The organism is Streptococcus mitis, assembly GCF_003942775.1.
Taxonomy (GTDB): domain Bacteria; phylum Bacillota; class Bacilli; order Lactobacillales; family Streptococcaceae; genus Streptococcus; species Streptococcus mitis_CN.
Window position 1 is genome coordinate 36,107 of the sequence record NZ_RJNX01000005.1, and the last position, 12,238, is coordinate 48,344.

The following is a 12,238-nucleotide window of genomic DNA, read 5'->3' on the forward strand; positions in this document are numbered from 1 at the left end:
TTTTCTCCTTATTCTAATCCACGGAAATAGTCCGTATCAATCTCACGGTAGGGTTGAATATCCTGAACGTACTCCAACACACCTTGGAATTCCCCATCTTCATCGTGCACTGCAGCGTAGGTGATGTGGACAAACTTACCTCGCGACTCAGACTTGAACCACATTTCATACTTGTCTTTGCTTCCCTCACGAAGCCCCTTCATGATGGTCTTTACCTTGTCCAAGTACTTAGGCGGATGGCAGAGTTCAACATTGCGCCCAACTTGGGACGGGGTCCGTTTGAAAATCATCTCATCAGCTGGCGTATTGTCATTGTAATACTGGAAAATATCGTCTTTATTGACAAAGGTAATCTCCATGGGGAGGTGATTGAGGATCAGATTGGCCTGCTCGACTGAGAGATAGCCATTGCCAAAAGCCTGTGGACTATGGCGGTCCAGCACCGCTTCCTTTTCCTTAGGGGTAAAGGTAATGGTAAACTGTCCTTCTGGCGTATCGATAACTTGCTGAACTTGGCCTTCTGTCGTATCTAGTTGTACGGGCTCCTCTGCACTCTTTTCCTCAACAAAGCTCTGTCTTTCTGGCACCCATTTTTCTGACGGACGGATGATAGCATAGCCATAGGTATCGCTCTCCTCCGCAATCTGAAGCCAGTCATCCTGAGTAAAGGACTCAAGAAGAATCATGAGAAGGATGGACTCTTCCTTGAAAATCATACTTTCAAACTCTGTCGCAAAAGCTTCAAAAGCTTCCTTTACAGTGCTAATCGGCACTTCTGGTAGTGACTTGGCTGTCGCTAAAGCTGTTTGAAAGAGTTCCCTAATCTGGTCATCCACTCCCCACATGACCTTAGGAGGTGAATCGTGTCCATAGCGCTCCATGATGGGGAAGAAGAGCTCTTCCTTACGCTGGTAGTGGATGTCAAATTGACCCACAAGTCCCATCTGACGCACCAAACCCTTACGCATCTCCGCAAGCATCTCTTCATCTTCCATAGACTCATAGGTATCTAACAATCTACGAATGCGAATCAAGGCTGCACGGAGGGCTAGATTTTCTTCTTTGAAAATCCGAACTGGGTGACCTGGGTGCTCGGTATCTGCAACTTCGACATCCTTAACAGCATTTTTAAAAAGATTGGCATGAACATCACAGAGTTCCATGACATCTTCAAAGGTGACACCTGAGTCTGAGTTCATCAGCTCGTGCTCCATAAGGGAAATCTCGATAGCTGAAACACCTGTAAAGGTCGCATCAAAGCGCTCCTGAACCGACTCAGGAGAGGCGCCATTATGCAATTCTAACAAAATATCCCGTAGGACATGAATTCGTTCATCTGCCATTAGTCTAATCCAATCACTTCGTAGCCATTCGCTTCCAATGTGCGGACAATCTTGTCCATAGGGGTTCCTTCTAGCTTAGAACCCTGTTTGAGCGATACTTTGCGACCGATAGTATTACGCATCAAGGGATTAGCAAGGGGTTTAAAACCCAGCTCAACTAGGATTTCCAAGACTTCTGGATGCTTATCCACCACTTCTGCAACAGGAATTGACACATCGATGATATTGTCCATGACGACCTCCATTGTATGTTCTAAAATGATTTTACTGCTTATATTATACCACAAGGAAAGAGATTAAAAAACTAGCAGTGGAGTGCCTGCTAGTTCTCTGCTACTTGGATTACCATCTAAATAAGTTTAAAAAACCACTCCAATAGTTTAAATAATAGCTTGTAAAACAGCAATTGGACTGCAAAAGAGATGATCATCCAAAAGAATTTCAAAATCCCAATAATCGGTTTGATAAAAATAATGGCAAGAAGTGCCCAGAAAAATTTCATTTTTTATCCTCTGGCTTAATGAGCCACCGAGCCGTATCCATTAACTTGTCTGCAATAAAAAGTTTACCTAGACCGACAACAACATTGTCATCTTTCTTTATCGTTTTCATTACTTTTACACCTTGTACGGTCAAAAAGTAATTACCATAGATTTTAGCAAAAGCTTTGATAGGATTCATCTCACTCACCCTCGATTATTTCAGCCTCTTTTCGGATTGTTTCAACATCTTCTTGATATTGAACTTCACTATAGTTGACTAGCTTGGATAATTCTTTCTGCAAGCTTTCCCCCATCGGTTTCATAGTTGCAAAGGTTAAACCACCTGAAATGATACCTCCCAAGATAGGTATGAATTTCCCCATTCCTTTGGCCAACCCTCCCTTGGTCAGATTCACACCAAATATTCTTAAGACTTTTTTCAAAATAGGGTACCAAAGCGTCTTTGTTAAAGCTTTATTAGGTACTGTTTTCATTACCTGTTTGGCAATTGTTATACCACCTGCACGTAGCAAAGCAGCGGTTCCATTCACCCCCAACATTACCCCTAGATAAAGCAAGAGGGTATTTTGAGCATCTTCACTCAACTCATCGCGTGAAGCCCAAAGATCCTCATATCCATAAATATAACCTAATTCTTGAGCTAATTTTAAAGAAAAAGCATAAAATTGAGCTACATCCGCTGGTATGGTAATTGCCATAGCAAGCCCTCCAGGTAATCCAGCAACAACAGAGGTTCCACTCGCCAATAAAACATTATCCCTAATGCAGGCATTAGCCACTCTATCTAAGGTTTCTTGAGATAAGAGAGACGTTGGGCCTTGTTCTAATAAGGTAGGAATGTCCTGTGGATCCAATTCTTTGGAAAACTTATCCACTAAAAATTTCGAACGATCAACCTTAACAACAGGTAGTTTTACCACTTGTTGTAATACTTGCATAGCTAAGTCTTGTTCAGCCATATAAATACCTCTTTTTCTTGTATCTTTCTTTCATAATATCACACTATCTGAATTTTATAAATCTTTTTAATAATATTTAACTCTGGAAAGATTCCGCCAGTATGTTTTGTAGCCATTTCCCCACCAAAAAAGAGGGTTGCCCCTCTTCTTAGTTCTTATCCAGATTGCGTAGCATTTCGTCAATCTTGTTTCCATACTCGATGGACTCGTCTTTGACGAAGGTCAAATCTGGGATTTTGTACAATTTTAAATTGCGACCAAGTTCACGTTTGATGGTACCAGTTGCTTTTTCAAGCCCGATTTGGGCTTTTTGATTATCTGAAGCAAGGTTACTCAAAATGGTGTAGTAAACCTTGGCAACGGACAAGTCACCTAGCATCTGAACATCTGTGATGGTCACACCTTGGACACGCGGATCACGGACTTTCTTTTGCAAAATCTCATTGACTTCACGCTTGATTTCCATGCCCACACGATCCGTACGGAAATGATTTGCCATGATATTCCTTTCTCTACTTTGAACCAAAAGCTAGGCCAGCAGACCTAGCTATTTTTATTAGATAGAGGAACTAGAGCCATTTGAATCTAGGAAACAAGCCTTAGATAGAACTGAGGGTTCATCAAGGCGCTGTTGACGACGAGTCAAATGAGCTATCGTTTCTCTATTATCTCTTGATTTCTTCCATGACATAGGCCTCAATCACATCATCCATCTTGATATCATTGTAGCCGTCGATCATCAATCCACCTTCACGACCGTTTGTAACTTCTTTGACGTCGTCTTTGTAGTGTTTCAAGCTAGCAAGTTCACCATCATAGATAACAACACCGTCACGGATAACACGGACTTTAGAGTCACGGGTAACCTTACCGTTGATAACCATGAATCCACCGATAGTTCCCACTTTAGACACCTTGAAGGTTTCACGAATAACTGCTTCACCAATAACTTTTTCTTCGAATTCTGGATCAAGCATCCCTTTCATAGCTTCTTCCATCTCTTCGATAACCTTGTAGATAATGCTGTGGAGACGGATTTCCACATCGTCAGCTTCTGCTTGTTGACGAGCTTGTGGTGTAGGACGTACGTTGAAACCAACGATAAAGGCATTTGAAGCTTCGGCAAGAGTCACGTCTGATTCGTTGATTGCACCGACCGCTGAGTGGACGATGGTCACTTTGACACCTTCCACGTCAATCTTTTGAAGTGAGGCAGAAAGGGCTTCAACAGAACCTTGTACATCGGCCTTGATGATAACGTTAACAGACTTGAGTTCACCAGCTTTAAGGGTATCAAAGAGGTTTTCAAGGCTGACACGTTGGGTAGCTTGACGTTGTTTCATAAGAGCACGTTTGGCACGCTCTTCACCTGCTGCACGCGCAGATTTTTCATCCTCGTAAACGGCAAAGTGGTCACCTGCCATTGGCGCTTCGTTCAAACCTGTGATTGAAACTGGTGTTGATGGACCTGCTACCTTAACACGACGACCAAGATCATTGGTCATAGCACGGACACGACCGAAGGTATTTCCGACAACGATTGGGTCTTGAACATTCAAGGTACCTTGTTGAACAAGAAGGGTTGCGACCGCACCTTTACCTTTATCCAAGCGCGCTTCGATAACTGTACCGATAGCACGCACTGTTGGGTCTGCCTTAAGTTCTTGGATTTCAGCCACAAGAAGGACTGTTTCCAACAATTCTTCGATATTTTGGTTGAATTTAGCTGAGATTTCAACAAATTCAGAATCTCCACCCCAAGCGGTTGACATAACCCCATGCTCTGCCAATTCACCGATAACGCGTTCTGGGTTGGCACCTGGTTTATCAATCTTGTTAATGGCTACGATGATTGGAACGTTGGCCGCTTTTGAGTGGTTAATGGCTTCGATAGTCTGAGGCATAACCCCGTCATCTGCTGCTACGACCAAGATAGTAATATCGGTAACAGAAGCACCACGTGCACGCATAGATGTAAAGGCCGCGTGTCCTGGTGTATCGAGGAAGGTAATCTTCTTGCCATTTTCCACGATTTGGTAGGCACCAATATGCTGAGTGATACCACCTGCTTCACCTGTCGCAACACGAGAGTTACGAAGGGTATCTAGGAGTGTTGTTTTACCGTGGTCAACGTGTCCCATGATAGTTACAACTGGTGGACGCTCAACTAATTCATCTTCATTGAGATAACCATCTTCGACAAAGAAACGTTCGATGTCGGCATTATCCACTTCAACTTTTTGTTTGGCTTCAATACCATAATCCACCATGAGGAGTTCAATTGTTTCCCCATCCAAGGATTGGTTTTGTGTGGCCATGACACCCATCATAAAGAGTTTCTTAACGATTTCAGCTGGTTCACGTTTGATACGTTTTGCGATTTCCGCAACAGTCATACCATCTGTATATTCAAATTCTGTTGGCAATTCATGGAATTTACGCTCCGTAACAGGTTTTGGAGTCTGATTGCGGTTGTTCTTGTTATTGCCTTTTTTGTTCTTTTTGTTGTTATTCCAGTTACTATTCTTTTGATTTCTCACTTGATTTTGACTACTTCGATTCTTTTGTTGTTTTCTAGGACCATCTTCTTCGTGATCATAATCATCACGTTCTTTGTCTGGTCGAGCTTGTTTTTTACGACGTGTATCCACTGGCGCTTCTTTAGCTACAGGAGCTGGTTCAACCACTGCTTGAACTTGTTGCGCTTGTTCAGCTAACTTAGCCACTTCTTCAAAGATTTCCTCTGGCTCCTTGCGTTTGTTAGCTTGGGCCAAGGCTTCTTTGGCAGCCTGAGTCTGCTTGAAACGTTCCTCACTTGAACGTGCGTACTCTGCATTTTGCTCTGCTTTTAGGGCTGCTGCACGGGCTTTAAAGTCAACACGTGGAGCCGCTTGATGTGGACGTTTGTCCTCTTGTTGACGACGCTCATTTCCACGATTTTGCTGACCTTGCTGTTTCTTAGCTTGGTCGTTAAAGCGACGATTGTCGCGGTTGCCTTGACCTTGTTTTCCACCATTGCGACCGTCGTTTTTCTGACGGTTTCCGTTTTGTTGTTGGTCACGGTTATTGCCCTTGTTTTGCTTGCGTCGTTCTGCCTGCTCTTTGGCACGGGCTTCACGCTCAGCCTTAAAATTACGGCTTTGCGGTTTAGCTGCTACTTTTTCTGCCTTCGGAGCGACTGGCTCAGCCGGTTTTGCCTCTTCCTTAGCTACAGCTGGTTTAGCTGGTTCAGATTTTTCGGCTTTCTTTTCTGCACTTGCTTTTGGTGCTGCAGGTTTTGCTTCTACTTTTGGAGCAGCTGCAGGCTTAAAGCTGGCAGCGATTTTTGCAGCGACAGCTTCTTCCACACTTGATGAGTGGCTTTTCACATCCAAGCCCAACTCTTTTGCACGCGCTACAACTTCTTTACTTTCTTTTCCAAGTTCTTTTGCGATTTCGTACAATCTTTTCTTAGACAAATCATGTCCTCCTCTTCTATTCCATAAGAGACCTCATTTTCTTTGTAAATCCAGCATCTGTTACAGCCAAAACCTTTCTCGATTTCCCGACTGCTATGCTTAATTCCAGTGTTGAAAACACGGTTACAATTTCTACTTGATAATAATGACTTTTATCTTGAATCTTCTTGGTCAGATTGGGTCCAGCATCATGGGCTAGAAAGACCAACTTGGCCTTGCCATCTTGAATGGCCTTGACCACCAATTCTTCACCCGATATAATCCGCCCTGCTCTCTGAGCAAGTCCCAAGAGATTACTTATCTTTTGCTTATTCAAGTCCTAACTCTCTTCTTTTCACCTTGTGATCCACATAAGCGATCAACTCGTCATAAAAGCTTTCTTCCACTTCCATGTCAAAGCTACGGTTAAAGACCTTCTTCTTTTTAGCCTCTAGGGCTTCTTTATTGTCTAGCTTGATATAAGCGCCACGGCCATTGGCCTTGCCTGTCGGATCGATAAAGACTTGTCCTTCCTTGTTCTTAACAATACGGAGCAAATCACGCTTATCAATCACTTCATTGGATACAACAGACTTGCGCAAAGGGATTTTTCTCGTTTTCATCTTTCCCTCCTCTAGCAGCTTTTATTCTTCTACAGTATCGTTTTCTGCTTCCAAATCTACCGAACCAGCTTCTTCCATGGCTTCAAATTCGCTAGCAGACTTGATATCGATACGGTAACCAGTCAAGTGAGCTGCCAAGCGAACGTTTTGCCCACGACGACCGATTGCAAGAGATAGCTTGTTATCAGGAACAACCACCAAGGCACGTTTGCTGTCGTTTTCATCAAAGATAACTTGGTCAACCTCAGCAGGAGCGATGGCATTATAGATAAATTCAGCTGGATCTGCTACCCACTCGATAACGTCGATGTTTTCTTCGATTGGCACCATACGGTCGCTCTTGGCATCGTAACGAGCTGGGTGGAATTTGCTAGTAATCTTCTTGATATTAGCACCACCACGTCCAACGATTGTACCGATAGCGTCCACGTTTGGATTGTGGCTACGAACGGCAACCTTCGTACGATCACCAGCTTCACGGGCCACGCTCATGATTTCAACAGTTCCATCATAAACTTCTGGAATTTCTTGCTCCATCAAGCGTTTGATCATTTCTGGATGGCTACGGCTAACAAAGACGTTGACACCGCGAGGGTTGTCTTCAACCTTGTAGACATAAACTTCGATACGATCATGAGAAGCAAAAACTTCACCAGGAATTTGATCTTGTTTTGACAATTGGGCTTCGATGCTGCCGAGATTGACATAGATAAAGCGATTGTCAAAGCGTTCTACTGTACCAGACATGATTTCTTGCTCATGTTCTTTGTAAGTATTATAAGTGATGGCACGTGTTTGCTTGCGCATTTTTTCCATGATGGTTTGTTTGGCAGATTGAGCTGCTACACGACCAAACTCAGCAGGTGCTTCTTCAAACTTGATTTTGTCACCAAGCTCATAGGCTGAATTAATGGCAAGAGCGTCTTTCAAGCTGATTTCCAAACGGCTATCAAATACTTCATCAACAACTTCACGGACAGTATAAACTGTAAAGTCACCTGTTTTTTCGTTAAAGTCAATAGCTACGCTGTCTGATTGACCATAGCGTCTGCGATAAGCGGAACGAAGCGACTCTACTACTGCGTCGATGATATCTTCTTTTTTGATTCCCTTGTCTTCTTCCAAAATGCGGAAGGCCTCTAGCATTTCTTTACTCATGTTTTCTTCACTTTTGAATCCTCAAAAGCTATCCTTTCTTTTTCTATAATTTAACTGCTAAACGTGCTTTTGATACTAAACTGTATGGAATTTGGACGGTTTTCTTACGCGTCTTGTCCATATATTCCATGGTCAACTCGTCCTCTTCAAAGGCCAACAGAGTTCCTTCAAAGACTTTTTGCTTATCGATGGCTTGGTAGAGCCCGACATGGATGTATTTCCCAACCGCTCCAGCTACGGCATCCTTGGTTTTCAAAGGACGTTCCAAGCCTGGACTGGTGATTTCTAGGAAATATTGTTCTGGGAAGGGATCTGGCTTGATGGTGTCTAGGACAGGACTAATAATTTCTGTCAAGTCTGCCGTATCGTTCAAGGTAATTCCTTCAGGTTTATCTACAAAAATACTGAGAATCATGTCACTGCCAATCTTTCCATACTCGATATCCACGAGTTCGAAAGGCGCTTCTATGACAGGTTCTACAACTTCTCTGACTAATTCTACGATTGTTGCGATTGCGTCCACCTCCTCATAAGCAAGAGGCGAAGATATTTCCCCGCCTCTCTTTCTCATATTCTTACTACTAGTATAGCACGTTTGCCAACTTATGTAAAGCAAAAGCACTTATACAGCCTGATTTCAGGATATTTCTTAAAATTCTGCCTCAACTCGGTAGATAACTTGACCCTTGTTGGAGAATTTTTGCTCGTATTCTGTCATGACATTGCCTTCAAAATCACTGGCATGTAAATCAAGCCAGACACCATTGAGCTTCATGCCATACTGAGAAAAGCTCACTAGGCTATACTCAAACAAGCCACGGTTATCCGTCTTGAAATGAATTTCTCCATTTTCAGGCAAGATACGCTTGAAGGTATCCAAGAAGGTCTTATAGGTCAAACGACGCTTTTCATGGCGTTTTTTCGGCCAAGGATCTGAAAAGTTCAGATACAAACGATCAATCTCACCGTCTTCAAAGTAGTCAGTCAAGTCAGAACCATCTACCCACAAGAGCTTAATGTTAGGCACTCCAACTTCAAGCACCTTGTCCAAAGCGTAGCTCAAAACAGACTTTTGAATATCAATCCCGATATAGTTGATGTCAGGGTTCTGCTTGGCCATACCTGAAACAAAGGCACCCTTTCCACTTCCAACTTCCACATGAATGGGGTTGTCATTGCCAAACAAGTCCCGCCATTTTCCCTTGGCTTCCAAGGGATTGAGGACCACATACTGGGGATTTGCCTCTAGTAATTCTGTTGCCCCTTTACGATTTCTAACTCTCATCTTCTCTTTCCATACTTGTCTCGGAAGTGACGCAAGCCATGAATCTCCCGATTGACATTTTCTAAATCTTGGTTCATATAATACTTGGAAATCTGGCTCAAATAAGATAATTGACCGTACCAATACAATTTATTTAATACCGTCTGATTGTACTTGTAACCGTAGTAGGTCAACCATTCCTTCCACTCATGTTCTGGAATATAATGGCAGAGCATATGGGCCACATCAAACATGCGGTCGGTCAAGCGAACCGAATCCCAATCTACCAAATAAATCAAGCCACTGTCTGTCTCAATCCAATTACTATGTCGTACATCTCCATGGACAATGGTCGCATAGTCCTCTCTAAATCCTGGAATAGTCTGACGTAAATCAGCCATCACTTCACTGATAAAATGATTTTTACGTAAAGCGTCTGGAACCGTTTCTTGCCAGGACTGTAGTAAATCTACAGGTGTTTCCATGGCATAGCCCAACCGACTCAACTGTGTCATCAACGGACGTGAGCGATGTAGACGGGTTAAAATATTGACAATTTGCTTACGATTCATATCATAGGGGGTCAATATCTTGCCTGTCAACCATTCTTGAGCACACATATCACGCCCATCTGCCAAACGGCGACTCCATAATAACTGTGGAGCAATTTGTTCTCTAGCTAGACCAGGTAGGATTGGAGAGGTGTTCATTTTTACAAAGATACGCTTCCCATCAGGATAGCTACCCATATAAGCCTTGCCACTTTTCCCAGGTATGGGAGTCAGTGTTAGCTCATTATCACCCAAATCCATTTCTTTCCTCCGTATAAAGTTTCCTTACTATTCTACTAGTTTTTGGCCTATTCGTCAACCGCTCTAACCCGATTCTCAAAGAAAAGCCTCTGGATTGGCTTGGGTATCATTATAGAAAGAAAAAGGCAAGCACCGTCTTCTGCTTACCTTTTCGTGATTTTTATAAATAATATAAGAGTGGCCAACTGTTGTAAAACATGTGGACTAGAGTAGAAACCCATAAGTTTTGGCTCTTTTTATAAGCAAAGCCCAGCAACACCCCCCCAAGTAGATAAAAAATAAACGAAGGCACATTAGAAGGTCCATGCATGAAAGAAAAGAGAGAGGAAGTCAGTACAAGCCCTAACCAAGAATTGTCAAAAACGGCACCTTGAAGAAGTCCTCTGAAAATGAGTTCCTCCTGGATGGGTCCAAAAACTGAGGAAGTCAAAATCAAAGACAGGGAAATTCCTCTGCTGACTTCCGCCAAGTGTTGAACTCCCGCGCCAGAAGAAACAGCGAAGAAATGAATATAAATCAGCGTCTCAAGTACACTTAGAAGAAAGATTGCAATGAAAAGCAAAAGGTCTTTCTTGCTTAACATCCCAAAAGAAATCATTTCAAACTTTCTAGCATAAGTAACACTCAGCGAAGTTACAAGAAGACTTACAATAATCAATTCAGATTCATTTTGAAAAAAATCCCCGTGGTTAATCGTATAAGGAACTGTAATGACGATTAGTAGTACTAAAAATCCAAAACAAAAGGCATGAAATTTATCAAAAAACTCCATAAAACTAGCCTCCTCAACAAACAAACTTCCCTACAAGTCATCCTTTAACTCTAACCTTTCCAAAACAAACCATTTTAGCAACCAAAATCCGACCACATAGCCAGCCCCTAAGAAGATAGCCATTAAAGATAACATGGGATTTAGGAAATAAAAGACCACCACAGATACAAAGGTTAGCACAAAAACATTAAAAGCAATGGTGTCAGAAGCCAAGACCAGAATATAAGGTGTCAACCAGTCTAAGGTTTTTGAATCTAGGAAAAATAAGTGTTTATACATGATGACCTCCTCTATGGCTGAAAAGCAAGTCTTCTGGTTTTTTAGCCCAGGACCCTGTGTAGAAAAGTGAGCAAAAATGGTAAGTTTGCGATGATATTATTAACAATATGAATCGAATAAGAAGGATAGATACTCTTCGTATAACGTGTCAGCCAGGCATATAGACAACCCACTGCCGTATAGACAAAAATATCTGCGAAACTTGGCAAGCTAGAAAAGTGGGGCAAGGCAAATAAGAATGAAGGAAAGAGAAGATCCAGCCTCCACCTCGAATTCTTAAAGAAGGCATGTTGAAGCAGTCCCCTACATACCAATTCTTCCATCAGAGGTCCTAGTACGATTAAGGTTAGGTAAACACCAAACTCCGCAAAATTTGTCTCGCTATAGGCAATAAACAAATTCCAACCTTCATTGGTCCCCTGAACGTGTTTAGCTGTCAGATAGTTAAAGCATATCAGCACGACAGCTGCTAACACCGTCAGAACCAATAACTCAACCACTTTTTCCTAGGGATGCGAAAGAGATAAGCATGGCCCGACCTGACCAAAATCCAAACCATCAAGCTGATAAAGAGAAGGCTGATGATGTTTCGAATCCAGATAAGATTTCCTACCCAAGACGAGAACTCCCAATAATTGCTCCAAAATTGGGTTGTCCAAAACAGTCCGAAAAACAGAAACAAATAAGAAAGAATTGCACTCGCTTTGAAAAGAATAGGATGTTTTTTCATTGCTTTCTCCATTACAATTAAATGATATCTAATCATTTTCTAAAATTTGATAACTTTTGTGAAATGTTTTAGCAGAAACAACTCTATGATTGGTGATATCTATATAATCACCTGGATAACCAAGAACATACATCCCATAACCAGCGAATCCTCCTCCAACTGTTCCAACTAAACCAAACTTGATATTCGTTGCGAGAGAAGTGTTAAGACCTGCCATTAAAATGCGCACATGATTATCCAACCAAACCATATAATTTTTTTGAAAAGCTTCCTCTACCCAACTTGGTTTAGGAGTTGCTTGACCAATTTCCCAAACATCAACAATTTGATTCCCATATTTTGCCTTCATATCTTCAAT

Annotated in this window: 15 protein-coding genes and 1 pseudogene; all 16 read right to left on the bottom strand. The window is 42.2% G+C overall.

What is annotated here, in order from left to right:
- Positions 1 to 8: 8 nt before the first annotated feature.
- Positions 9 to 1,343 (bottom strand): DUF438 domain-containing protein, encoded by a 1,335-nt coding sequence (locus D8848_RS07395; protein WP_125443377.1) that lies wholly within the window; start codon positions 1,341 to 1,343, stop codon positions 9 to 11.
- On the bottom strand, positions 1,343 to 1,576 hold the full coding sequence (locus D8848_RS07400; protein WP_000368734.1) for a DUF1858 domain-containing protein: 234 nt from the start codon (positions 1,574 to 1,576) through the stop codon (positions 1,343 to 1,345). Before D8848_RS07400 ends, D8848_RS07395 begins: the two co-directional genes overlap by 1 nt.
- A 265-nt stretch (positions 1,577 to 1,841) precedes the next feature.
- Positions 1,842 to 2,024, bottom strand: coding sequence for a hypothetical protein (locus D8848_RS07405; protein WP_125443378.1), 183 nt, complete (start codon positions 2,022 to 2,024; stop codon positions 1,842 to 1,844).
- A 1-nt stretch (position 2,025) separates the two neighbouring features.
- Positions 2,026 to 2,805, bottom strand: coding sequence for a hypothetical protein (locus D8848_RS07410; protein ID WP_050265962.1), 780 nt, complete (start codon positions 2,803 to 2,805; stop codon positions 2,026 to 2,028).
- A 148-nt stretch (positions 2,806 to 2,953) separates the two neighbouring features.
- Positions 2,954 to 3,304, bottom strand: a complete 351-nt coding sequence (gene rbfA, locus D8848_RS07415) for a 30S ribosome-binding factor RbfA (protein WP_001273601.1) — start codon at positions 3,302 to 3,304, stop codon at positions 2,954 to 2,956.
- Between the two features lie 166 nt (positions 3,305 to 3,470).
- On the bottom strand, positions 3,471 to 6,263 hold the full coding sequence (infB, locus tag D8848_RS07420; protein ID WP_045612807.1) for a translation initiation factor IF-2: 2,793 nt from the start codon (positions 6,261 to 6,263) through the stop codon (positions 3,471 to 3,473).
- A gap of 16 nt (positions 6,264 to 6,279) precedes the next feature.
- A complete protein-coding gene (locus D8848_RS07425) occupies positions 6,280 to 6,579 on the bottom strand; it encodes a YlxQ-related RNA-binding protein (protein ID WP_001041390.1) in 300 nt (99 codons plus the stop codon).
- Positions 6,572 to 6,865, bottom strand: coding sequence for an RNase P modulator RnpM (rnpM, locus tag D8848_RS07430; protein WP_000857567.1), 294 nt, complete (start codon positions 6,863 to 6,865; stop codon positions 6,572 to 6,574). Before rnpM ends, D8848_RS07425 begins: the two co-directional genes overlap by 8 nt.
- A 21-nt stretch (positions 6,866 to 6,886) precedes the next feature.
- Complete coding sequence (gene nusA / locus D8848_RS07435; protein WP_000032285.1) at positions 6,887 to 8,023, bottom strand: transcription termination factor NusA; 1,137 nt, start codon at positions 8,021 to 8,023, stop codon at positions 6,887 to 6,889.
- Between the two features lie 43 nt (positions 8,024 to 8,066).
- Positions 8,067 to 8,546, bottom strand: a complete 480-nt coding sequence (gene rimP / locus D8848_RS07440) for a ribosome maturation factor RimP (protein ID WP_001808691.1) — start codon at positions 8,544 to 8,546, stop codon at positions 8,067 to 8,069.
- Between the two features lie 126 nt (positions 8,547 to 8,672).
- Positions 8,673 to 9,308 (bottom strand): tRNA (guanosine(46)-N7)-methyltransferase TrmB, encoded by a 636-nt coding sequence (gene trmB, locus D8848_RS07445; RefSeq protein WP_001266094.1) that lies wholly within the window; start codon positions 9,306 to 9,308, stop codon positions 8,673 to 8,675.
- Entirely contained in the window at positions 9,305 to 10,099 is a 795-nt protein-coding gene (gene ccrZ / locus D8848_RS07450; RefSeq protein ID WP_125443379.1) for a cell cycle regulator CcrZ, read from the bottom strand. Before ccrZ ends, trmB begins: the two co-directional genes overlap by 4 nt.
- Positions 10,100 to 10,259: 160 nt before the next feature.
- Positions 10,260 to 10,871 carry a CPBP family intramembrane glutamic endopeptidase gene (locus tag D8848_RS07455; RefSeq protein ID WP_125443380.1) on the bottom strand — a complete coding sequence of 204 codons (612 nt, stop codon included), beginning with the start codon at positions 10,869 to 10,871 and terminating at the stop codon, positions 10,260 to 10,262.
- Positions 10,872 to 10,901: 30 nt separating this feature from the next.
- Positions 10,902 to 11,150 carry an immunity protein BlpZ gene (gene blpZ, locus D8848_RS07460; RefSeq protein WP_000276515.1) on the bottom strand — a complete coding sequence of 83 codons (249 nt, stop codon included), beginning with the start codon at positions 11,148 to 11,150 and terminating at the stop codon, positions 10,902 to 10,904.
- Positions 11,151 to 11,191: 41 nt separating this feature from the next.
- Positions 11,192 to 11,880 (bottom strand): annotated as a pseudogene (locus D8848_RS07465) (lysostaphin resistance A-like protein).
- Positions 11,881 to 11,908: 28 nt separating this feature from the next.
- The gene (locus D8848_RS07470; RefSeq protein WP_000645118.1) at positions 11,909 to 12,229 is read right to left on the bottom strand and encodes a hypothetical protein; all 321 of its coding nucleotides are present in this window, start codon (positions 12,227 to 12,229) and stop codon (positions 11,909 to 11,911) included.
- Positions 12,230 to 12,238: the final 9 nt, after the last annotated feature.

Excerpts from the sequence above, each read along its gene's own strand:
- D8848_RS07395 (WP_125443377.1), bottom strand. The coding sequence starts at position 1,343 with ATGGCAGATGAACGAATTCATGTCCTACGGGATATTTTGTTAGAATTG.
- D8848_RS07400 (WP_000368734.1), bottom strand. The coding sequence starts at position 1,576 with ATGGACAATATCATCGATGTGTCAATTCCTGTTGCAGAAGTGGTGGAT.
- D8848_RS07405 (WP_125443378.1), bottom strand. The coding sequence starts at position 2,024 with ATGAATCCTATCAAAGCTTTTGCTAAAATCTATGGTAATTACTTTTTG.
- D8848_RS07410 (WP_050265962.1), bottom strand. The coding sequence starts at position 2,805 with ATGGCTGAACAAGACTTAGCTATGCAAGTATTACAACAAGTGGTAAAA.
- rbfA (WP_001273601.1), bottom strand. The coding sequence starts at position 3,304 with ATGGCAAATCATTTCCGTACGGATCGTGTGGGCATGGAAATCAAGCGT.
- rnpM (WP_000857567.1), bottom strand. The coding sequence starts at position 6,865 with ATGAAAACGAGAAAAATCCCTTTGCGCAAGTCTGTTGTATCCAATGAA.
- nusA (WP_000032285.1), bottom strand. The coding sequence starts at position 8,023 with ATGAGTAAAGAAATGCTAGAGGCCTTCCGCATTTTGGAAGAAGACAAG.
- trmB (WP_001266094.1), bottom strand. The coding sequence starts at position 9,308 with ATGAGAGTTAGAAATCGTAAAGGGGCAACAGAATTACTAGAGGCAAAT.
- ccrZ (WP_125443379.1), bottom strand. The coding sequence starts at position 10,099 with ATGGATTTGGGTGATAATGAGCTAACACTGACTCCCATACCTGGGAAA.
- D8848_RS07455 (WP_125443380.1), bottom strand. The coding sequence starts at position 10,871 with ATGGAGTTTTTTGATAAATTTCATGCCTTTTGTTTTGGATTTTTAGTA.
- blpZ (WP_000276515.1), bottom strand. The coding sequence starts at position 11,150 with ATGTATAAACACTTATTTTTCCTAGATTCAAAAACCTTAGACTGGTTG.
- D8848_RS07470 (WP_000645118.1), bottom strand. The coding sequence starts at position 12,229 with ATGAAGGCAAAATATGGGAATCAAATTGTTGATGTTTGGGAAATTGGT.